This window comes from Streptomyces klenkii, assembly GCF_003626645.1.
In the GTDB taxonomy this organism is placed as follows: Bacteria; Actinomycetota; Actinomycetes; order Streptomycetales; family Streptomycetaceae; genus Streptomyces; species Streptomyces klenkii.
On the sequence record NZ_RBAM01000008.1, the window covers coordinates 49,732 to 71,873 of the forward strand.

At 71.7% G+C, this 22,142-nt stretch carries 17 protein-coding genes and 1 pseudogene; 7 read left to right on the top strand and 11 right to left on the bottom strand.

The window, feature by feature from the left end; genetic code table 11:
* Positions 1-225 precede the first annotated feature (225 nt).
* From D7231_RS20145 to D7231_RS20160, 4 genes are all read right to left on the bottom strand, one after another.
* Positions 226-1,446, bottom strand: coding sequence for a multidrug effflux MFS transporter (locus tag D7231_RS20145; protein ID WP_241999815.1), 1,221 nt, complete (start codon positions 1,444-1,446; stop codon positions 226-228).
* 228 nt (positions 1,447-1,674) lie between these two features.
* Positions 1,675-1,848, bottom strand: a complete 174-nt coding sequence (locus tag D7231_RS20150) for a DUF397 domain-containing protein (RefSeq protein WP_120756877.1) — start codon at positions 1,846-1,848, stop codon at positions 1,675-1,677.
* Entirely contained in the window at positions 1,841-2,032 is a 192-nt protein-coding gene (locus D7231_RS20155) for a DUF397 domain-containing protein (RefSeq protein WP_120756878.1), read from the bottom strand. Before D7231_RS20155 ends, D7231_RS20150 begins: the two co-directional genes overlap by 8 nt.
* A 10-nt stretch (positions 2,033-2,042) precedes the next feature.
* Complete coding sequence (locus D7231_RS20160; protein WP_120756879.1) at positions 2,043-2,891, bottom strand: helix-turn-helix domain-containing protein; 849 nt, start codon at positions 2,889-2,891, stop codon at positions 2,043-2,045.
* A 246-nt stretch (positions 2,892-3,137) separates the two neighbouring features.
* Between D7231_RS20160 and D7231_RS38525 the strand changes: the two are divergent.
* A pseudogene (locus tag D7231_RS38525) lies at positions 3,138-3,479 on the top strand (ATP-binding protein); the annotation flags it as partial.
* Between the two features lie 45 nt (positions 3,480-3,524).
* On the opposite strand, the gene D7231_RS20170 reads toward D7231_RS38525, so the two are convergent.
* The gene (locus D7231_RS20170) at positions 3,525-5,021 is read right to left on the bottom strand and encodes an amidase (protein WP_120756881.1); all 1,497 of its coding nucleotides are present in this window, start codon (positions 5,019-5,021) and stop codon (positions 3,525-3,527) included.
* A 99-nt stretch (positions 5,022-5,120) separates the two neighbouring features.
* On the opposite strand from D7231_RS20170, the gene D7231_RS20175 reads away from it, so the two are divergent.
* The 6 genes from D7231_RS20175 (at position 5,121) to D7231_RS20200 (ending at position 14,210) form a co-directional block, all read left to right on the top strand.
* Positions 5,121-5,555, top strand: coding sequence for an SseB family protein (locus tag D7231_RS20175; protein ID WP_120756882.1), 435 nt, complete (start codon positions 5,121-5,123; stop codon positions 5,553-5,555).
* Positions 5,552-6,187 (top strand): hypothetical protein, encoded by a 636-nt coding sequence (locus tag D7231_RS20180; protein WP_120756883.1) that lies wholly within the window; start codon positions 5,552-5,554, stop codon positions 6,185-6,187. Before D7231_RS20175 ends, D7231_RS20180 begins: the two co-directional genes overlap by 4 nt.
* Complete coding sequence (locus D7231_RS20185) at positions 6,187-10,878, top strand: putative T7SS-secreted protein (RefSeq protein WP_120756884.1); 4,692 nt, start codon at positions 6,187-6,189, stop codon at positions 10,876-10,878. The genes D7231_RS20180 and D7231_RS20185 overlap by 1 nt, the downstream gene beginning before the upstream one ends.
* Positions 10,878-11,264, top strand: a complete 387-nt coding sequence (locus tag D7231_RS20190; protein ID WP_120756885.1) for a hypothetical protein — start codon at positions 10,878-10,880, stop codon at positions 11,262-11,264. The genes D7231_RS20185 and D7231_RS20190 overlap by 1 nt, the downstream gene beginning before the upstream one ends.
* 54 nt (positions 11,265-11,318) lie before the next feature.
* Positions 11,319-12,611 carry a DUF1266 domain-containing protein gene (locus D7231_RS20195; RefSeq protein ID WP_120757155.1) on the top strand — a complete coding sequence of 431 codons (1,293 nt, stop codon included), beginning with the start codon at positions 11,319-11,321 and terminating at the stop codon, positions 12,609-12,611.
* Between the two features lie 126 nt (positions 12,612-12,737).
* Positions 12,738-14,210: an alpha/beta hydrolase gene (locus D7231_RS20200; RefSeq protein ID WP_338419870.1), complete on the top strand. Its 1,473-nt coding sequence runs from the start codon at positions 12,738-12,740 to the stop codon at positions 14,208-14,210.
* Positions 14,211-14,229: 19 nt separating this feature from the next.
* Here the strand turns inward: D7231_RS20200 and D7231_RS20205 are convergent, their stop codons facing one another.
* The 6 genes from D7231_RS20205 to D7231_RS20230 form a co-directional block, all read right to left on the bottom strand.
* Positions 14,230-14,448 carry a hypothetical protein gene (locus tag D7231_RS20205; protein WP_106678233.1) on the bottom strand — a complete coding sequence of 73 codons (219 nt, stop codon included), beginning with the start codon at positions 14,446-14,448 and terminating at the stop codon, positions 14,230-14,232.
* 64 nt (positions 14,449-14,512) lie between these two features.
* Entirely contained in the window at positions 14,513-16,093 is a 1,581-nt protein-coding gene (locus D7231_RS20210; protein ID WP_120756886.1) for an acyl-CoA mutase large subunit family protein, read from the bottom strand.
* A 223-nt stretch (positions 16,094-16,316) separates the two neighbouring features.
* Positions 16,317-17,609, bottom strand: coding sequence for a hypothetical protein (locus tag D7231_RS20215; protein ID WP_120756887.1), 1,293 nt, complete (start codon positions 17,607-17,609; stop codon positions 16,317-16,319).
* Positions 17,609-18,352, bottom strand: a complete 744-nt coding sequence (locus D7231_RS20220; protein WP_359593021.1) for an RNA polymerase sigma factor — start codon at positions 18,350-18,352, stop codon at positions 17,609-17,611. The genes D7231_RS20215 and D7231_RS20220 overlap by 1 nt, the downstream gene beginning before the upstream one ends.
* 16 nt (positions 18,353-18,368) lie before the next feature.
* Positions 18,369-19,394 carry a DUF4328 domain-containing protein gene (locus D7231_RS20225; RefSeq protein ID WP_120756888.1) on the bottom strand — a complete coding sequence of 342 codons (1,026 nt, stop codon included), beginning with the start codon at positions 19,392-19,394 and terminating at the stop codon, positions 18,369-18,371.
* Between the two features lie 416 nt (positions 19,395-19,810).
* A complete protein-coding gene (locus tag D7231_RS20230; protein WP_120756889.1) occupies positions 19,811-21,895 on the bottom strand; it encodes a glycosyltransferase in 2,085 nt (694 codons plus the stop codon).
* Between the last annotated feature and the right edge of the window lie 247 nt (positions 21,896-22,142).

The window sequence follows — 22,142 nt, forward strand, 5'->3', positions numbered from 1 at the left end:
CACCCGGCCGCTCAGCCACGACGGCGAACAAGTGAGTGGAACGCCCACAACGGGAGAAACCGCATCGCGGCAGCAGCCCGCTCCCCATCAGCCCAGACCTATGCGCAAGGTCTCCTCACGCACGTGCCATCCGCGACGGCACGAGTACGGCGGCCAACCGCCCACCGGGCGACGGACACCCGACATGGGCAAGCCCCCCACCCCTCCCCCCGCTGCCAGCCTGTTCTAACCCGCACCCGGCCCACGGATCCCAGCCACGGCCGGCTCCGGCTCCCCCTTCGAGGGTGCGTTCTTCGTCAGGCTCAGCACGAGGAAGGCGAGGACGGCGGAAACGGTCATGCCGGCGAACATGGGAACCGCGGTGTGCGTGCCCCCGAGGCCCACGAGCGGGGCGGCGATGGCGCTCAGGATGCTTTGTACGGTGCCCAGGAGGGCGGAGCCGGTTCCGGCGGCATGCGGGACGCGCTCAAAGGCGAGGGCGGCCGCGTTGATGGTGACCAGGCTGATGCCGACGAAGGCGAGGTACAGAAGGGTCAGCACCAGCGGCAGGGCCAGCTGGTCGGCCAGGGCAACGGCGCACAGGGCGACCGAGCCGGCGAGCATCACCCAAAGGCCGGTGCGCAGCAGCCCCTTGGGGGTGAAGCGGCCCACAAGCCGGGTGATGACGAGGCCGGAAACGACACTGACGGCGCCGACGGAGGCGAACACGGCGGACGTCTGGCCGACGCTCAGCCCGAGCAGGTTCTGGAAGAGGAAGGACGCTCCGCCCAGGTAGCAGAAGAGCACGGCCAAGGCCATGCCGAAGCAGAGCGTGTACCCCATGTAGGGGCGATTGGTCAGGACATCGCGTACTGACCGGACCGTCGCCCGGACACCGCCGGTCTGCCGCCGCTCGCGCGGCAGCGTCTCGGGTACGGCAAAGGCCGCGGCGACCAGGGCGAGCAGGGTGATGGCGGCCAAGACCCAGAACACCGCACGCCAGCCGGCGGCCTCGATCACGACGCCGCCCAGGACCGGGGCGATCGCCGGGGCGACGCCGAGCAGCGACATCATCACGCCCAGCAACTTGGCCGCCTTCTCGCCGACGGCGTAGTCGGAGATCACGGCGCGGCCGATCACGACGCCGGCGGCGCCGGTGAAGCCTTGCAGGAAGCGCAGGGCGACCAGCAGGCCGAGCGAGGGTGTGAGCGCGCACAGAGCGGTGGTGACGACGCAGGCGGCCGAGCCCACCAGGATCGGCATGCGCCGCCCGAACCGGTCCGAAAGCGGCCCGAGGATCAGCTGGCCGATGCCCATGCCGATCAGGAACGTGGTGAGCGTGAGCTGGACACCGGAGGCATCAGCGCCCAGGTCCCCCGTCATCTGTGGGAAGGCTGGCAAATACATGTCCGTGGCCAGGGGCGTCACGAACGAGAGCAGCACAAGGGCCGCCGTCATCACAGGCATGGGGAAAAACTCCGACGAAGAACGTGCACGCAGCGGGCGACGCACGTCAACAGCCGGGGCTGCGCTGTCCTTGGGCGGTTGATCCTCGTTTGTCACCTGGCCACGACCGTATGAGGCGGAGACGGGACTCCGCGTCGGTCCAGAGCCCTGACCGCCATCTCCGATGGCCCTACGACAAGGGGACAGAGGGATAGGCCAAGGGTCCTCCGTCCTTGGTCCCCCGCTACGTCACGCCTTGAGCGTGCGTATCAGTGCGCCGAGGGCGGGCGGGGTAGTCCGCACCACGGTGCGGGGCGCGTCACTCTCGCGAAGCACGACCGCGTCACCGATCACGGCGACCTCCACGCAGTCGTTGCCGTCCCCGTTCCCCGAGTACGTGGACTTCTGCCAGACCTCACCCACGACTCTCTCCCGTCTTGAGCCTACGTATAAGCACGGCGAACGCTTCCGGTGAAGCCGCTATCGATCTACTGGGTTCATCGCTTTCGCGAATCATCACGACGTTCAACAGCCCTGCTACCTCGACGCAGTCATTACCTGGACCGTTGCCAGAGAAAGAGGACTTCTGCCACTTCGCTTGGCCCATGCCTGACCCCTCAGAGTTCGCGCGCAAGGCGATGAATCAGGTCCCGCGCTTCGCTGACCGTCAGGGCCGCACGCTCGACCGTTCGCCAGCGGTCCCTGTACTGGGCAAGTTGCTCCTTGGTGTCCAGGAGGACGCTGCCATGTACGTGATCGACTTGAACAGTGTCCAACTGCGGCACGGGGCCGGTTGCATAGAGCATCGAGTAGCCCATTCCCGCGAAACCCTCAGCGGAAAACGGAACAACGCGGATGGTTACACCAGAGCACTCGGACCACTCCAAGAGGGCACCCAGCTGTTCCCTGATGACCTCCCGGCCACCGACCAGCACGCGCAGTGCTGCCTCATGGATGATTGCCGAGTACGGCTTCGGATCGCTGCGCTCCAGAACCACACGACGGTGACGGCGGAATTCCACTTCGGCATCGAGGTCTGACGGCATGGCGTAAGGGCTCAGGTAACTGAACAGGGCACGTGTGTACGCACTTGTCTGCAACAGCCCGGGAACATGCACGGTTTGCAGTCCCTGGATGCTTGTCGCATACCACTCCAGCGCGGCAAGGTCCAGGGCCTCGGGCACCATCACGTCCCGGTACCCTTCCCACCACTCGGGGCCACGACGTCCCGTCATTGCCGCCAACGCGTCTACGTATGCCGTGTCATCACAGCCGTACTGCGATGCGAGTACGCGCAAGCGTTCTTTACCGACGCCGAGGCGCGCCGTCTCCATGTGACTCATCTGCATGGGACTCACCCCCAGCAGGCGCGCAGCCTCGCTGGCTTTCATGCCTGCGCGCTCCCGCATCCGGCGCAGCTCCGCACCCAAGCGGACTTGCCGGGCCGTCGGGTTGTTCCTGGGCATGCGCCAACTCTCCCTGCTCTGCGGCATCAACGATCGTCACGATGCCATGGCACACCCCTATGGGCGAACTCCACCGAGTCGCTTGCACGGTGCTACCTAGCACCCTACGTTGAATGTCGCGCAGCTCACACCGTGAGCTCACCGCCCACCCGGAAGCGCACCGCACCGCCCTGCCCCCACGCAACGGCGGTCCACGGCAATGACACCGGGCGCAAGGCCACTTCACCCCACCCCGCCGGAGGCGACATGCTCCTGCCTGCACCGAAGCTTGACTACCTGCCCGCTCCCGAGATCGAGCCGTTCGAATATCGGTTGCGCGTGCCGAACGACGCCCGCGCCGTGCCGATCGCGCGCGGCACCGTCCGGGCTGTTCTCACCGCCCACGGCCTGGGCGAACTGCTCCCCCGTGCCGAACTGTTGGCGTCGGAGCTGCTGACCAACGCGATCGTGCATACCGTAGACGACGCCGAGCTCTGCATCTCCTGGTCGCAGTGGGACGTGCTCAGGCTGACCGCATGTGACACCGACGATCTCCCACTGTCGCCGCACCCGGATCCTCACCCCCACCCCTACGCCGTCAACGGCCGTGGCCTGACCCTTCTCCGTTCACTCGCCGACAACTGGGGGCACTACTCAGAGCCCCACGGCTTCACCTGTGGCGCCACCAAGGCCGTCTGGTGTTCCCTCACCCGAAGCGGACGGGCCGACACCCCCCGGCCACCGCTCGAACCACCGCTCGGCCGCCTCCAGTTGGGCCGCGAGTGAGATGAGCCGCGGCTCGCTGCCCGCCGGGCCGAGGAACTGTGCGCCCAAGGGAAGGCCGGTGGTCGTGAAGCCGGCCGGGACGCTCATGCCCGGCCAGCCGAGGACGTTCCAGGGCCAGGAGTACGGGCAGGCGGAGATCATCGTCGCGTCCGTGCGGCTGCTGGAGAGGCCGGTCAGGTCTCCGATCCGGAGGGGCGGGACGGCTGTGGTCGGGGTCAGGACGACGTCGAAGCGGTCGAAGATCTCCCCCACGCGCCGCCGCAGCGGCTCCTCCGCGGCGCGGGCCACGCGCAGGATGCCCCCGCCGAGGAGCAGCCCGCCGCGGGCGTTGACCTTTGTGCGGGCGTCCAGCAGGGCGGGGTCGGGTACGCGCCCGGCCCACTCCCGTACGCCGGACATGGAGCGCGGTACGAAGGTGAGCCCGATCAGCCCGTAGCGCGGCTCTTCCTCGACGACTTCGTGCCCGAGGGCCGCCAGCCGTTCGGCGATGCGGACGGTGGCGGCCCGGGCCTCGGGGTCGAGCCGCTGGCGGGCGGCGGCGAAGGCGGGGCGCAGGGAGAGCGCGATGCGCAGCCGTCCGGGGTCGCGGTGGGCGGCGCTGAGGACGTCCACGGGGCGCGGCCGGTGGAGGTCACCGGCGTGGCTGCCGCTCGCGGCGTGGAGCAGGAGCGCGGCGTCGGCGACGGTACGGGCGAGGGGGCCGTGGCAGGTGATGCCGCGGAAGGATTCCGGTTCGGGCCAGGTGGAGATGCGTCCGCGTTGCGGTTTGATGCCGACCAGGTGCGTCCAGGCGGCGGGGATCCGTAACGAACCGGCGCCGTCCGAGCCGAGGGCGGCCGGTACGAGGCCCGCGGCGACGGCTGCGGCGGCGCCGCCCGAGGAGCCGCCGGGCGTGTGCTCCGTGCTCCAGGGGTTGCGGGTCGCGCCGAAGGCGGGGCCTTCCGTGACGGGCCACTGGCCGAGCTCCGGCGTGTTCGTCTTGCCGACGATGACGGCGCCGGCGGCGCGGAGGCGCCGTACGGCCTCGCTGTCGGCGGATTTCGGCGGGAAATCGCCTGCGCAGCCGAAGGCGGTGGGCTCGCCGGCGACGTCGATGTCGTCCTTGACCGCCACCGGGACCCCGAGGAGGGGCAGCCGCGGTCCGGCCTCGCCCGCCGCGAGCCGCCGGTCCGCCGCGTCGGCCTCGGCGAGGGCGGCCTCGGCCCGTACGCGGCGGAAGGCGTTGAGCGTGGGCCGGGTCTCGGCGATACGGGCCAGCGAGCGTTCGACGAGCGCGCGGGACGAGACGTCGCCCGCGGCCAGGGCCCGCACCTGCGCGGTCAGCCCACTGCCCGTCAGGTGAATTAAGTCCGTGGTGTCTTCCATCGGGTCCCTCCCCCGTGGTTCGAAGCCCTTCGCTCCGAATACCGTGAGTGCACCTCTGGCCTCATTTTGTACCCTCCCTCTGGCTTGGGGAGGCGAGAGTTGACGTCATCGACCGCATTGACGGACGAAATCCGCGCACTGTACGCGGAGGAGGGGCGGCCGGCCGCGCTGGTCGGCCGGTTCCGGCGGACGGCGGTGCTGGTGCCGTCGGACCGTCAGGACAGGCTGTGGTCCGCCGAGTACGGCGGAATCCGGTGGATCCACGCGTTCACGGACGAGGCGTCGCTCGGGCGGTTCGCGCTGGCGCAGGGGGCGGACGGGACGTCCGACTGGACGTACCGCACCGTGCTGGGCGCGCGGCTGCTGGACGTGGTCGTGCCGGCGGTCGGCGTACCGGCGGGCGTCGCGCTCGATGTCGGCAGCCCGGAGCCCGTGCTGTTCCCGCCGGTCGTCGGGATCGTGCCGGACGCGTACGCGATCGACGCTGACGTCCTCGCCGCTGACGTCCTCAACGTCGAAGGCGGGACCGCGTGACCGACCCCAACCTCGCGGCGGACGCCGCCGCCCTCGGCAACATCGCCAAGGGCATCAACGAGGCCATAGGCGAGCTGAAGTCCCTCGGCACGCCCGGCGAGGCGGCCGTGGGCCGCGGCTTCGACGAGCTCGCGCTCAGTGGCGTGGAACTGGGCCACGAGGGGCTGGCCGGGGCCTTCAAGACGTTCTGCAACCGGTGGGACTGGGGTGTCCGTGCCCTGGTCCAGGACGGCAGCCAGTTCGCCGAACGGGTCGGCCTCGCCGCGGGCTACTACCACGAGCAGGACGTGTACATCCGGGACTCGTTCAAGGTGGGCGTGAACGCCGCCATGGGCAACCCGCACCTCCTCGAAGAGGACGTCGAGAAGAAGTCCATGCGCGAGATCCTCGCCGACAACCCCATCAACGACTTCCGCAACCCGGACTACAGCGCCGAGTCCTTCCGCAAGGCCGGCGAGAACAGCAGCCAGGTCTGGGCGAACACCCTCCGCGACGCCTCCACCGGCGCGGCCAACGGCTTCGGCAAGGGGCCGCTCGGCCGGCAGGGCACGGACGCGGCGAACAAGCTGGCCGACAAGCTGGACGGCGGCCGGACCCCGCAGTCCGGTGGCGAGCCCGGGGCGGGTGGCTGATGGGGCTCTGGGACCCGGTCGACGCCATCGGCGAGCTCGCCGAGAAGGGCGTCCACAAGGTCGAGAAGAAGGCCGGCGAAGCCGTCGAGTGGGGCGCCGGCAAGGCCGCCAAGGCCCTCGACAAGATCGGCGCGCACGACGAGGCGCTCGCCGTCAAGTACCTGGGTGACCGGACGGCCTCGGATCTCGGCGCCGAGATCAAGGAGGAGCAGCTCGGCCGGACCGAGAACCCGCTCGCCCTGATCCACGGCGAACCCTGGGGCATCGAGGCCGCCGCCAAGCACCTCCACGCCTTCCACAAGGCCTTCAACACCGCTCACTCCGGCCTCCAGAGGGTCCGCTCCGGGGAGTGGAAGGGCGAGGGCGCGAAGGGCTTCGACACTCACTTCGCGCCGGAGCCGAAGAAGTGGGCGCAGGCCGCCGACGCCTGCGACAACGCCGCGAAGGCGCTCTCGTCGTACGCGCACACCGTCCGCTGGGCGCAGAAGCAGGCGCTGGAGGCGATCCGCCTCTACAAGCAGGGCACGAAGGCCACGAAGAAGGCCGCCGACGCCTACAACGACAAGGTCGACGCGTACAACGCGAAGGTGAAGGAGGGCAAGGACCCGGGCGAGCGGCCGGGAGAGTTCCACGACCCCGGTGCCGCCGACGTCAAGGAGGCCCACCGCATCCTGAACGAGGCCCGCAAGCAGCGCAACACGGCTGCGGGCGAGGCCAAGGCGAAGATCGACAAGGCGGTGGAGGCGGCGCCGAAGGAGCCGGCCTTCCACACCCGCATGAAGGGCGACGCCCAGGACTTCGCCCAGGGCGCGCAGGTCGAGCTGCTCCACTTCGGCGGCGGTGTCTTCCGGGCCGGTACGGACCTGGTGAAGTTCGGCCGCAGCATGAACCCGCTGGACCCGTACAACGTCACCCACCCCGCGGAGTACCTCAACGGCGTCAGCAACACCGCGGCCGGTCTCGTCTCCCTCGCGTCCCACCCGGAGCGCATTCCGGGCGCGCTGCTCGGCCCCGGCTGGGGCTCTGATCCGTCCGAGGCCGGAGGACGCCTCCTCGGCAACTTCCTCCTCTCCCTGCCCAGCGGCGGGGCGGCGGGAGCGGGGGCGCGGTTCGGGGCGGGGGCGGCGCGCGAGGGGGCGGAGATCGGCGCGCAGTCGGCTGCGCGGGCCGGGGCGAAGGCCGGGTCAAAGGCCGGATCGAAGGCCGGGGAGGAGGGCGCCGAGGGTGCGGCCCGCCAAGGGACCAAGCAGCATCCGCACGAGCCGAACACCGACCCCGGCAAGGTGGAGGTCTGCGAGACGGACCCCGTGGACATCGCGACGGGCCGCATGTTCCTGCCGCAGACGGACGTCACCCTCCCCGGCGCACTCCCTCTCGTCTTCTCCCGTCACCTGAAGTCCGGCTACAGCTGTGGCCGATGGTTCGGCCCGTCGTGGGCGAGCACCGTGGACCAGCGCCTGGAGATCGACGACGAAGGCGTGATCTTCGTCGACGAGCACGGGCGGCTGCTGGAGTACCCGCACCCGGTGCCGGGCGTGCCCACGCTGCCGGCGAAGGGGCCGCGGTGGCCGCTGGCGATCGAGCGGGACGGCACGTACGCCGTCACCGAACCGGGCACGGGCCTGACACGGCACTTCGCTCCTCAGGAAGACGGCCGTGAGGCCCTCCTGCACCAGCTGACCGACCGCAACGGCCACTGGATCACGTACGAGTACGACGCCGACGGCACGCCGACCGCGCTCGCCCACTCCGGCGGCTATCGCCTCCGCGTCACCACGGACACGGAGGCGGGACGCATCACCGCCCTGCACCTGGCGGACGAGACGGAACTGATCCGCTACGGCTACGACGAGGCCGGGCGTCTTACGGAGGTCTTCAACTCCTCGGGGCAGCCGCTGCGTTTCGGCTACGACGAGCGCGGCCGGATGACCTCGTGGACGGACCGGAACGGCACGCGCTACGCGTACACGTACGACGACGAGGACCGCTGCGTCTTCCAGTCGGGGACCGAGGGGCACATGCGCTCCTCACTCGCCTACGGGGAGCCGGACCCGGACACCGGCCTGCGCGTCACCAAGGTGACCAATTCGCTGGGGCACACCACCGCCTTCACCATCAACAGGCGCTCACAGATCACCGCCCGGACAGATCCGGACGGGGCCACGACGCTGTCGACGTGGGACCGCCACGACCGGCTCCTCTCGCGCACGGATCCGCTGGGCGCGAGGACGGAGTTCCGGTACGACGCCGCGGGGCGCCTGACGGAGGTGTTCCGCCCCGACGGGCGCCGGCTGTCGGCCACGTACAACGACCTGGGTCTGCCGGAGACGACGGTGGGCCCGGACGGGGCGTCCTGGCGTTACGGATACGACGAGTCGGGCAACCGGACGTCGGCGGTCGACCCTTCCGGCGCGGAAACCCTCTACGGCCACGACGCCCTGGGGCACCCGGCGACGGTGACGGACGCCCTGGGCGGCATCACGCGCATCACCTGCAACGGGGCGGGTCTCCCGGTCGAGATCACCGACCCGCTCGGCGCCGTCACCAGCTACCGCCGGGACTCCTTCGGCCGTGTGACGACCGTCATCGATCCGCTCGGTTCCACGACCCGTCTGACGTGGACGGTGGAGGGCCGGCTCGCACGGCGCATCGCCGCGGACGGCGCCGAGGAACAGTGGTCGTACGACGGCGAGGGCAACTGCACGACGTACACGGACGCCCTCGGCGGCGTCACGCGCTACGAGTACGGGCCCTTCGACCTCCTGACGGCGCGGACGGGCCCGGACGGCGTACGGCACGAGTTCACGCACAACACCCGCCTCCAGCTCACCCGCGTCACCAACCCGCAGGGCCTGACCTGGGACTACACGTACGATCCGGTCGGCCGCCCGGCCGCCGAGACCGACTTCGACGGCCGGACGCTGACGTACGCGCACGACGCCGCGGGCCGGCTCGTGTCCCGTACGAACGGGCTCGGCGAGACGATCGCGTACGAGCACGACGTGCTGGGGCGCGTGGTCCGCAAGGACGCGGCGGGCGCGGAGACGACGTACGTGCACGACGCGGCGGGCCGCCTGGTGGAGGCGTCCGGCCCCGGCGCTTCGGTGGTCTACAGCCGGGACCGCCTCGGCCGCGTCAAGTCCGAGACGACGAACGGCCGGACGCTGACCTTCGCGTACGACGCCCTGGGGCGGCGCACGCGGCGGGTGACGCCGGGCGGGGCGGTGAGCACGTGGGCGTACGACGCGGCGGGGCGGCGTACGACGCTGACGGCGTCCGGGCAGGTCTTCGACGTCGAACACGACGCGGTGGGCAGGGAGGTGGCACGCCGCTTCGGGCAGGGCCTGACCCTGTCGTCGGCGTGGGATGCCGTGGGGCGCCTGGTATCCCAGGGGCTGGAGGGCGCCGGGGAGGAACTCCTCCAGCACCGCGCCTACACCTACCGCCGCGACGGCCACCTCACCGGCATCACGGACGTGACGCACGGCTCCCGCGCGTTCGACCTGGACGCGGCGGGCCGGGTGACGGCGGTCAGCGCGTCGGGCTGGCAGGAACGATACGTCTACGACGAGGCGGGCAACCAGACCGAGGCGACGTGGCCCGCGAATCACCCGGGCGCGGAGGCGCGGGGCGCGCGCACGTACACGGGCACGCGAATAACCCGCGCGGGCGGAATCCGCTACGAGCACGACGCGCAGGGCCGGGTCGTCGTACGGCAGAAGACCCGCCTTTCTCGAAAGCCGGACACGTGGCGCTACGAGTGGGACGCGGAGGACCGCCTGACAGCGGTGGTCACCCCGGACGGCACGCGGTGGCGCTACACGTACGACCCAATGGGCCGCCGCATAGCCAAGGAACGCCTGACGGAGTCGGGCGGGGTGGCGGAACGCGTGGACTTCACGTGGGACGGCACAACACTGACGGAACAGACGTCGTGGTCGACGTCGCTACCGAACCCGATAACCCTGACCTGGGACCACAACGGCCTCCACCCGATAGCCCAAACAGAACGCATATCGGCGGCGGAGGCGCCCCAGCGGGAGATGGACCGCCGGTTCTTCGCCATAGTGACGGACCTGGTCGGCACGCCGACGGAACTGGTAGACGAAACGGGCCGCACGGCGTGGCGCACGCGCTCCACGCTCTGGGGCACGACGGCATGGTCACGCGACAGCACGACCTACACCCCACTCCGCTTCCCGGGCCAATACTTCGACCCCGAAACGGGCTTGCACTACAACTACCACCGCCACTACGACCCGGAATCGGCCCGCTACACCTCCCCGGACCCCCTGGGCCTGACCCCGGCCCCCAACCCGGCGACGTACGTCCACAATCCCCACACGTGGACCGACCCCTACGGACTTTCCCCTTGCCCTCCAGGGGAGAAGGTGATCAACAGTCCGGAGGTGGCAGCGCCCAAGCCACTGAAGCCGCACCAGGTTACAGATGCCTGGCGCGACTTCCTCGGCGAAGGCCCGTATTCGAATATTCACCCCCGCACCGGTCAAGTGGACCCGAACCGCCTCGTCTCCGCCGATGGACGACGAAGCATTCGGCTGGGTGACCATGAAATGAATAGCAAGCCCACGAAATTTCACTTCCACATGGAGACATGGGACTATAGAGCCCCAACTAATGAGTGGGTGGTGGGAAACACCATGGTTCGAGTACCCCTAGGATTGAAATAATGAGGATCGAGATCTCGCAGATCGTGAATGCCGATATCGGAGAGGTGGAGTTCATCTCTCCGGTCGGAACCGCCCGGGGAATCTGGAAGGGGACACAAGCGCCTCACCTCGGCAGCCACGACGTCGAACTCGACCTGCCGGAAGCGATTCACGCTTGGGAGGCAGCAGGGGCACCTTTCGAAAGCATCGGCACAGACAGGCTCATCGAAGGCCATCGAGTGATGGTCTCGGGAAAGGTTGAGATTGTCGGCGAGGATTCTGTCCTTTCACTCAGGATCGGCTCAGATATCGTCCTCGTGGAGCTCGGCACCGCAGAGAGTCCGGAAGAAGGCTCCGCCATTCGGTTCACAACACCGAGCATCGAGCTCTACCCGTATCAAGTGTGAGCACACCCGTCAGCCCCCACCCCCCAGTCGATAGAGTTTTCGACCATGGGCATGATGAACACAGGAGAGGGGTCCGTCGGCACGCCGCCGTCGGCCGTGGCTCCGTCATGGACCGCGCCGAGTGACATCGAGCGCCGGCTCTACGAAGCGAAGATGCGGGGCGACTGGCCCGCCTTCTTCGACGTGCTGGCCGGCACCGATCTGTTCCTGGCCGTCTCGCGGCGGCAAGCCGACTCGGCTCCCGACTCCGTGTTCTTCACTCCGTACTGGAATCCGCAGACGAACACGCAGTGCCTGGCGGTGTTCACCGAGGGGATGCTGCCGGCGCCGGTCCCCGACCCGGTGTTCGTCGCCCGTTCTTTGGATTGGTACGGACGTGCCTGGGAGGACGCTGATCCGCCGTTCCTGGCGGTCAACCCCGGCAGCCCCTGCGAGGCGTTCCTGCCGACGACGCCCGCACACCGCGCCGTCTGGCGGCAGCACCACGAGCGCGCCCGCAACGCTCGCGCCGCCGACAGCGCCTGCGGGCAGTCCCACACGCACGGCAAGCTGCGCGCTCTCCACGTGGGCGGGCCTCTGCACGGGCCGGTCGCTCACGGGCTGGCCTGCGCCGCGCTGCTGTTCGTGAAGAACGGGGAGTTGTGGAACTCCATGGGCTACCACGGCTCGGGCTACCACCACGAGAAGTACCGGCTCGAAAAGTGGTGGGGCGTCACGAGTCGGGAGACCTGGTACCGCACCCAGGAGCGGCTGCTGAACGCGGACATGGTCAGTGACGTGTGGCAGTTCGTGCTGAGCGTCCGGCACGCGCTCGCACGGGACTTCGCCGGTTCCGTCGCCATCGAGCACTGGCGCGAGAGCGCCGAGCGCGTGCTGCGGCGCGGGATAGAGGAGGCCGGGGCGGCTCGGATCACGCCCGAGGGGGTCACCCGGGGGCAGCCGGTGTCGGCGGCCGAGGCGGAGTCCCAGGTCGCGGGCGTGCGGCGGATGATCGGGCGCATCGCCCGCTACGAGGCCCGCTTCCGCGCGGACGGACTGCTGCCCGAGGGCTCCTACATCCGTACGACGGAGGCCTGGGACTACGGGCGGGCCTCCGGCATGGCCCGCTGGGGGCTCGGGGCGCGTTTCTGCACCCTGGAGGATGCCGAGCAGGCGGTTCTCCGCGCCGGCCGCGCCGCGCAGTCCGCGTACCGCTCATGGGAGGACTTCTCCGCCGGCTACATCCTTGGGCGGTGCCTCCACTTCGACGAGGAGGAATTCGGCAGCTGGTACCAGGAAATGGTCGACGCTCACCGCCTCCTCACGACCGATCCCGCCAGCCCCTGGCTGAACATCCCCTGGAAATAAGGGTGGAGGCCCCGCCAACCCCTACGGGTATGGCTACCCCCACCTCCCCGTGGGGAGTTGGCCTCATGGGCAGGTGGTTCGGGTTCGGACAGCCTGGTGTTCATGAGATCACGTAGCCGTGCAGCCATGATCGTGGCCCTGTCCGTTGCCGCCTGTGCCGGTGTGGTGAGCGCTCCCGCGTACGCCGCCGCGCCCGCCGACTCCCCCGTTTCCTCGCTCAAGTGGCATCCCTGTACCGCCGAGGGCAGTGCCCCCGGGGCCGAGTGCGCCACGCTTCCCGTTCCGCTCGACTACCGGAAGCCCTCCGGGCCCACCGTCGACATTGCGGTTTCCCGGCTTCGGTCCGAGCGGCCGCAGGCGCGGCGGGGGACGTTGTTGCTGATTCCCGGGGGGCCGGGGGGATCGGGGGTCGAGGGGCTTGCGCGGAAGGGGGAGAAGGTGCGGAAGGCCACCAAGGGGGCCTACGACGTCGTCAGTTTCGATCCGCGGGGGGTGGGGGGCAGTACCGCCGCCGACTGCGGGGTATCCGAGGACGACCGGCGGATGGTGGAGTTCCGGGCCTGGCCCGACCCCCATGGGGACATATCCGACGGCGTCGCCCGGGCCCGGCGTGTTGCCGAAGCCTGTGCCCGCAACGGCGGCGACGTCCTCCGCAGCCTGACCACCCGCAACGAAGCCCGTGACATCGACAGTTTGCGCAAGGCCCTGGGCGAGAAGAAGCTGTCCGCCGTCGGCACGTCCTACGGGACCTACGCCGGCGCCGTCTACGCGCAGATGTTCCCCGAGCGCACCGACCGCTGGGTCCTCGACAGCAGCGGCGACCCCGACCCCTCCCGCGCACTGCGCGGCTGGCTGGCCAACATGGCGCAGGGTGCCGACGACGCCTTCCCCGACTTCGCCCGCTGGGCCGCCGACCCGGCCCGCGGCAAGGACCGGCTCGCCGAGCGCGCCGAGGACGTCCGCCCGATGTTCCTCGCCATGGCCGCGGAGCTCGACCGCAAGCCCCGCACGTTCAAGGACACCGGTCGCCCCCTCACCGGCAACCTGCTGCGGCAGGTGATGCAGCTGAGCCTCTACGGCAGCGAGAGGTACCCGGACCTCGCCACGCTGATGCAGGCCGTCCGGAACAGCAGCGGAACCGACCCGCTCACCGTCGCCGAACCCCTCACCGAGCTGCTCTCCCAGCGCGACGTCGCCGTCTTCGCCGGCATCGCCTGCAACGACGTGGCATGGCCGCGCGACGTCGCCTCGTACGAGCGGGCCGTCGCCGCGGACCGCGCCCGCCATCCCCTCACCGCGGGCATGCCGGCCACCATCACTCCGTGCGCGTTCTGGAAGGACGAGCCCGCGGAGAAGCCCACCCGCATCACGTCCCGGGGCCCGTCCAACATCCTGATGGTGCAGAACCTGCGCGACCCGGCCACGCCCTACGTCGGAGCCCTGAAGATGCGCGAGGCCCTCGGCGACCGCGCCCGCCTCGTCACCGTGGACGCCGGCGGCCACGGCGTGTGGCTCAACAGCGGCAACGCTTGCAGCGACCGCGCCGTCAGCGAGTTCCTCGTCAGCGGGAAGCGGCCGGCCGACGACATGGCCTGCTAGAAGGCCCGACGGCTCCCCCTCAGAACAGCTGCTGCTGGCCGTCCATCGGCGGCTCCTCCGGGTCGAACAGCCTCGGTTCCGTCGCCAGCAGCGGCGCCGAGCGGCGCGAGCCCGGGCAGGAGACCAGCTCGTACGAGAAGGCGGGGCGGCGGCCCGGCGGGTCGTGGCGGGCATAGCGGCCACCGACGACGGCGATCTCGCGAGTGCATACGGGGCAGGCGCGGCGTGGAGCGGACATACCCTCCAGTGTCGCTCACGGAGAGCACAGGAAGAGCACGCGAAGAACACGGACGGAACCGCGCTCAGAAGGCGTCCGCCGGGACGTACGTCCCCCACACCTCCCGCAGCGCGTTGCACGCCTCCCCCACCGTGGCCCGCGCCCGCAGGGCGTCCTTCAGGGGGTACAGGACGTTGTCCGTGCCGGCGGCGGCCGTCCGCAGGGCGGCCAGCGCCGTCTCCACCGCCCGCCCGTCCCGCTCCTCCCGCAGCCGCGCGAGCCGCTCCCGCTGCCGGGCCTCGATGGCCGGGTCGACGCGCAGCGGTTCGTACGGCTCCTCCTCGTCGAGCCGGAAGCGGTTGACGCCGACGACGACGCGCTCGCCGCTGTCGGTCTCCTGGGCGATGCGGTACGCGTTGCGCTCGATCTCGGCCTTCTGGAAGCCCTGTTCGATCGCGGCGACGGCGCCGCCGCGGTCCGCCACCCGGCCCATGAGGTCCACGGCCGCCTCCTCGACCGCGTCGGTGAGGGACTCGACCGCGTACGAGCCGGCGAAGGGGTCGACCGTGGCCGTCACGTCCGTCTCGTACGCGAGGACCTGCTGCGTGCGCAGCGCCAGCCGGGCCGCCTTGTCCGTCGGCAGGGCGATGGCCTCGTCGAAGGAGTTGGTGTGCAGGGACTGGGTGCCGCCGAGGACGGCGGCGAGGCCCTGGACGGCGACGCGCACCAGGTTGACCTCCGGCTGCTGCGCGGTGAGCTGGACGCCGGCCGTCTGGGTGTGGAAGCGCAGCATCTGCGACTTGGGGTCGCGGGCGCCGAACTCCTCCTTCATCACGCGCGCCCAGATCCGCCGGGCGGCCCGGAACTTGGCGACCTCTTCCAGCAGCGTCGTGCGCGAGACGAAGAAGAAGGACAGGCGCGGGGCGAACGCGTCGACGTCCATCCCGGCGGCGACCGCCGTGCGGACGTACTCGATGCCGTTGGCGAGGGTGAAGGCGATCTCCTGCGCGGGCGAGGCGCCGGCCTCGGCCATGTGATAGCCCGAGATCGAGATCATGTTCCATTTGGGGAGCTCGGCGCCGCAGTACGCGAAGGTGTCGGCGACCAGCCGCAGCGACGGCTTCGGCGGGAAGATGTACGTGCCGCGGGCGATGTACTCCTTGAGGACGTCGTTCTGGATCGTGCCGGTGAGGCGGTCCGCGGGGGCGCCCTGCTCCTCGCCGACGAGCTGGTACATCAGCAGCAGGAGCGCAGCGGGGGCGTTGATGGTCATCGACGTGGAGACCTCGCCGAGCGGGATGCCGCCGAAGAGCACCCGCATGTCCTCGACGGAGTCGACCGCGACGCCCACCTTGCCGACCTCGCCGCTCGCGATCTCCGCGTCGGAGTCGTGGCCCATCTGCGTGGGCAGGTCGAAGGCGACGGACAGGCCGGTGGTGCCGTGGGCGATGAGCTGCCGGTAGCGGGCGTTGGACTCGGCGGCGGTGCCGAAGCCGGCGTACTGGCGCATCGTCCAGGGCCGGCCCGTGTACATCGTGGGGTACACGCCCCGCGTGAAGGGGTACGCGCCGGGCTCGCCGAGCCGCTCGGCCGGGTCCCAGCCGGCGAGGGCGCCGGGGCCGTAGACGGGCTGGACGGGCAGGCCTGATTCGGTCGACCGGGTCATGGGATGCGACGCCTCCCGCTCTCCGCGATGCAGAACAACCTCGGCTTACGAGGCTCCTCGGATTCTGAGGTTCCTCAACCGGACTCTAGCGGCGGGGCGGGCGGAAAAGAGGGGGGCGCGGGCAGAGCCGGGGGAAGAGCCCCGCCCGCGCCGATGCGCAGGAGCCGACGGTATGGGGGGAACTCCGGCTCATGCGCAGCCGATGACCAGTCGGCTTCATTTACTACAGCGCCGCGGCGTCGGAAAACGTCACACCCGGGGCCGGAGCACCGAAACCCGTACTGCTCCGGACGGGCGGCACAAGGCGGAACACACCGTCCGGGCCGTCGCCGGCGCCGCCCTTGCCGGTGCCGGTCCGGCCGCCGGTGAGCCCACCGGATCCCGATCCCTTGCCGGCGTCGTCCGCCTTGACCAGGCGCTCGCAGAAGGCACGCAGGTCGACGGCGTCGGCGATGCCGGCGGACCGCTCCAGGGTGCGGACGTCGTCCTCGTCGACGGCCTTGCCGTGGTGCTGCTGGGCGTCCAGGTAGTCGCGGCACATGCGGACGGCCCAGGCCGTGCCGGGCTTGGCGCCGTCGTTGCGGCCGTTGTCGTCCTTGTCGCCGCCCTTGCTCTTGCCGGGGCGCGGCGAGGCGGACGGGGAGTCGCCGGGCTCGTTCTTGTCGCCGGGGCCCCGGCTCCTGCCCGCGCCGGGCGCGGAGCTGCCGGAGCCGTCCGGGGTGCCCGAGCCGCTCGGGCTGCCGTCCCGGCCGCGGGACGGGGACGCGCCGGGCGAGCGGCGGCCGTCCGGGGAGACGCCGGCGGCGGGGTCGTCGCCGAAGGCCGACACGCTGGGCGCGGCCGCGGGCGGCCCGCTCGCCCGGCCGAAGGGCGCGGGCAGCACGCCCGCGCCGGCGGCCACCGCGACCCCGCCGATCGCACAGCCCGCGAGGGCCATGGCCAGCGCGGCCTTGACGGGCTGCCAGCGGGGGAAGAAGCGGCGGGCGAGGGACGGGGCGGAAGCGGGGGCGGCGGGAGCGCCGAGTTGGACGGAAGGTTCGGCCGCGGCGGAGGGACCGGCCACGACGGCCCTCGCCTCCCGGAACGCGGCCAGCGCGGCCTCCTCCCCGGGCAGCGGCACGCCTTCCGCGGCGGGCGGCGGCACGAGCTCCCGGAGCGCGGCGACGAGCCGATCGGCCTCGGCCGGTACGGGGGCGCCGTCCGGCGAGGCGCCGGGGCCGGCGACGGAGCCGTCGCCTACGGACGGGCCGTCGCCGTCCGACGAGTCACGCGCGGCCGAGCCGTCACGTACAGCCGAGCCGTCACGTACAGCCCCGTCCGCGTCCTTGCCCGCGCCCTCGTCCGCCTTCTCGTTCGTACGGGCGCGGCCGTCGGCCGGGTTGCCCGTCATCTCATCCTGGTCGGCAGCTGCGCTGCCTCGCGCCGGGCCGGCGGCGGGCGAGCCGTTCAGCAAGCGCTCCACGGCGTCGTCGTCCAGCCAGTCTTCCAGCCAGTCGTACCGGTGGTCGTCCGCCATCACATGTCCTTCTGCGTCCGAGCACGCATTTGCGTCACACCGGCAGAAGCGTTCGCTCCGGGGTGGTCCCCGGGGAGTGACCGCCGCTGCTGGGGGACGGTGTCGGTGACCCGCTTCCCCGCCGGCACCGATCCGTTCGCCCCCACGGTCCCGGTCGCCGCGTCGGCCCCGCCGGTTCCCGCCGTGACCATTTCGGCCAGCCGGCGCAGCCCGCGGTGCGCGGCGGTGCGCACCGCGCCCGGGCGTTTGCCGAGCACCCCGGCCGCGCTCTTCGCGTCGAGGCCGACGACGACGCGCAGCACGACGGCCTCGGCCTGGTCCTGCGGGAGCTGCGCTATCAGCGCGAGGGTGTTGCCGGTGCCGAGGGCCTCCAGGGCCTCCCCCGCGGTGTCCGCGTCGGCGGCGCGGCCGGCGAGCTCGCTCTCGTCGCCGCCGATGGCCGGGCGCCGGCCGCGCATGCGTATGTGGTCCAGGGCGCGGTTGCGCGCGATGCGCGCGGCCCAGCCCCGGAAGCGGTCCGCGTCGCCGCTGAACCGGCCGAGGTCGCGGGCTATCTGCAACCACGCCTCCGAGGCCACGTCCTCCGCGTCGGCCTCGCCGACGAGCGTCCGCACGTACCCGAGCAGGCGGGGCTGCACGGAGCGGTAGACCGTACGGAATGCCGTCTCGTCCCCACCCTGGGCCGCGTTCACCGCGGCCGTCAGCTCGGCGTCGTCCCCCTGCACGCCCTCATCCTGCACCACTCGGAGATTCCGTGGCTCAGTAGCCCGCCGGCCCGCTGCCGTAAGGATTCTGCGGCGGGTGGGGCCAGCCGGCCGCGGGGCCGCCGGGCTGCTGCTGCCCGGGGGCGTACCCGGGTGCGCCGTACGGCGCACCGGCGTGCACCGGGGCGCCCGGCATGCCCGGCATGCCGGGGGCGACGGCCGGGCCCGCCGTCGCGCGCCGCTCCTGGAGGCCGCCGAGCTGGCGGACGACGAGGAGGGCCAGGACGCCGGCGGCGATCATCAGCAGCGTGCCGAAGGCGGAGACGTTCGCGGAGTTCTTCAGCGCTTCGACGTCCTCGCGCCAGGAGGAGCCGTCGTAGCCCTTGGCCGCGATCCGCGCGCCGGCGCTTGCGCCGAGCACGGAGGAGACCATGGCGCAGACGCCGGAGGCGATCCACAGCGTCCACCAGGCGTTGAGCAGGCCCTTGGGGGCGCGGGCGCCCGGCGGGACGCTCGCCTTGTAGATGTCGTTGACGATCTGCTTGGGGAACCAGAAGTTGACGACCGGGGTGAACCACGCGCCCGCCGCCCAGCCGATGCCGAAGCGGTGGCTGCCGGGGGCGAAGAACTCGGCGTTGATGCGGGCCCGGCGGAACCAGACGGCCCACAGCGCGGCCGAGGCGGCCAGGGTGAGGAAGTTCAGCACCGCGGCGATCGTGGCCGCGGCGTCCGTGTCCTGGATGTCCTGCTCCGTGGTGGAGGTCACGCCGTTGTCGAGCATGTCCTGGATGGCCGCGCGCGTCTGGGTGTCGGTCCAGAAGACGAACAGCAGCACCGCCGTGCTCACGCCGAGCGCGGTCATCAGCGCGATCCGCAGACCGCGGCGCAGGTCGACGCCGCCGACGGGCATCGGGGCGGCGGGCATCGCGGGGGCGTACGGGTAGGCGGGCGCGGGGCCGGGTGCCATGCCGGGCGCCATGCCGGGCGCCATGCCGGCGGCCTGCTGCTGGTAGGCACCGCAGGCGGCGCAGCGGCCGTCCGGGCCGACGGCGGCGGCGCGGCAGTTACCGCACGGATACATAGGTGAGAACCCCCTGGGAGCGGCCGGCTTCCGGTTCGTCCGGTTTGGCCCGGCCGCTGGGACCAACAAGCGAGAGATGCGCACCGGCAGCGGCGCGGACCCGCACGTTACGGGCAGTGACCCGGCTTCGTCCAGAAAGGGTCACCGGGGCCGCGGCGCGGGGACCGCGCACCGGCCGGTGTGACAGTGTGACGAATTGAGGGCTTGCGGCGCTGTAGGAGGTGTGGGCCCCACCAGGGTCCGCACCGGACGGCGGTCGGGGCCTCTCCTGTGGGGGGTGGCGGCCCCGGCCGTCCTCCGTTCCGGCGGGGTCGCTGACCTGGGCTTCTACCGAGCTCCGCCCGCTGCCGTGACCAACCGCGTGACCAACGCGCCGCGGTCCGGCGCATATCCGCCGGACCGCCTCCGCGCGTCCTCTACGCGTCCTCCCCCGTCACATCCTTCGCCACGTCCTTCACCGTGATCGTCAGGTCGTTCGTGACCGTGAAGTACGGGCGCAGCCGCACCTCGCCGCGGACGGCGCCCGGGAAGGTGTCGACGCCCTTGCGGTCGGCGAAGTCGCCCGCGAGCCGGCCGACGCGCACGAGCGCCGCGCCCGCCTTCGGACGCACCCACAGGTCCCACAGGTCCTGCTCCTCGTCCGGCTTCTGCCGCTGCTGCATCGGCTCGTAGGGCAGGGTCCCGGAGCCGCCCTCCAGCGGTGCGCGGACGTCACCGGCCGAGCCGTCGCCGTGGCGCAGCCGCGCGATCAGCTCGCCGCCCTCGCCGAGCTCGGTGCCGTACGCCCGGACGGCGACGCGGATGCCGTCGTCGCCGACGGCCACCTCGCCGGCCTCGGCGTGCTGGGGGCGCAGCCAGGTGCGGACGGCGAGGAAGCCGTCGCTCGTCTCGTACGGGACGGCGGCGGCGACACCGGCGGCGGTCTGCGCGAGGTCCAGGCCGAGCAGACCCTTCTGCTCGATGAGCGCGGCGGTCAGGCGGCGGCGCGACTTGTCGCCGGAGCGCTCGGCGTAGGTGTCCCAGCGGCCTTCGGGGAGGGTGTGCGCGGCGCGGTCGAGGCGGGCCTCGACCCAGGTGCCGGGCTCGCGGCGGGCGGGCAGCGGCACGCGCACGGCCTCCTTGCCCTTGGTGCCGCGGTGGCGCAGCAGCAGGTGCGTGTCGGCAGCGGTGAGCTCGTCGGCGCGCAGGCGGACGACGAGGGAGCCGTCGGCGGCGACGGCGCAGCGCGCGCCCGGGTGGGCGACGGCGCCGGGCGCGGGGGCGGCCGCGGCCGGCTGCTTCTTGCGGCCGCCGCCGAAGAGGCCGCCGAACAGGCCCTTCTTCTTCTCGGCGACGGTGGTGGAGCCCGGGCGCAGTTCCTCGAACAGCTCCTCGTAGCGGGCGGCGATGCGGGCGGGCTCGTAGCGGCCGGCGGTCTCGCGGGCGGCGGCGCCGAGGCGGGTGCGCAGGCCGGCGTCCCCGGTGACCTTCAGGAGGGCGTCGGCGTAGGCGTCGACGGCATCGGAGTCGTCGAGAGGCACGAGCACGCCGTCGGTGCCGTCGGTGAGAATCTCGCGCGGGCCGTACGGGCAGTCCGTCGCGACGACCGGCAGGCCCGCGTGCATGGCCTCGACGATCGTCATGCCGAAGGACTCGGCGTCGGAGGCGACGGCGGCGACGGCGCCCTTGGACCACTCGGTCTCGATGGGCGAGCGGGCGCCCATGAGCGTGATCCGCTCGTACAGGCCGAGCTCCTCGATCTGCTTGCGCAGCTTGGCCTTGGCGGGGCCGCGGCCGTAGATGCGCAGGTGCCACTCGGGGCGCTCGGCGGCGACCTTGGCGAAGGCGGCGATCAGCCGGTCGTAGCGCTTGACGGCGACGAGGCGGCCCGCGGAGACGATCAGGCGGGAGGTGCCGTCGGAGGGCTCCGCGGCGGGGGCGGGGACGGCGTTGGGGATGGAGAGGATGCGCGCGCGGGCGCCGGGGAGGGCCTCCCGGTAGTGCCCGGCGTCGGCCTCGGAGACGGTGGCGAAGGCGTCGAGGGCGGAGATCGCCGGGTCCATCACCGCGTGCAGCTCGGGGACGTGGGCCTCGTGCGTGAGGTGCTCCTGGCCCAGGCGCAGGTAGCGGTCGGAGCCGTACGTGGCGAGGTAGCCGATGAGCTTGGGGCGGGTGGCGATGACGACGTCGGCGTCGGTGGCGGCGAGGTGGTCGCGGACGCGCTCGTCGGTGAGGGCCGTCGAGGCCATGCGGCCGTTGTCGATGCGCTCGTCCCGGAAGATCGCGCTGGGCTGCTGGTTGAGCGGCGCCTCGTACTCGTCGCCGTCGGTGCCCTCGCGCAGGTCGACCAGGGGCGTCAGGCGCACGCGCGGGTCGATGGCCAGCTCGGGTTCGTCCACGGGCCGGTTGACGCTGATGATCCGGACCTCGTGCCGGTCCGCGAGGGCGGCGGCGAGGTTGACGGTCGAGCGGATGGTGCCGCCGATGCCGTACGCGTTGTGCAGCAGGAATTCGATCTTCATCGGGCCCTCGTTCGGATGCGCGTGCCTTCCCCCCGGAGGTTAGGCCCTCCGGAGGGACGGCCGCACGCGGCGGGCGTTGCCGCCCTACCCTTGGCCGGGGTTGTACGGGTTCAGGTGGCTTCGGCACCGCCGGATACCGCCGCTGTGGTTGCTCGCCGCGGCGGCGGTTTGAAGGGTGGCGGGTGCCACCCTTCACCGGCCCCGGCAGCCCGGCAGCCCGGCAGGTCAAGGATGCTGCCGCATCCTT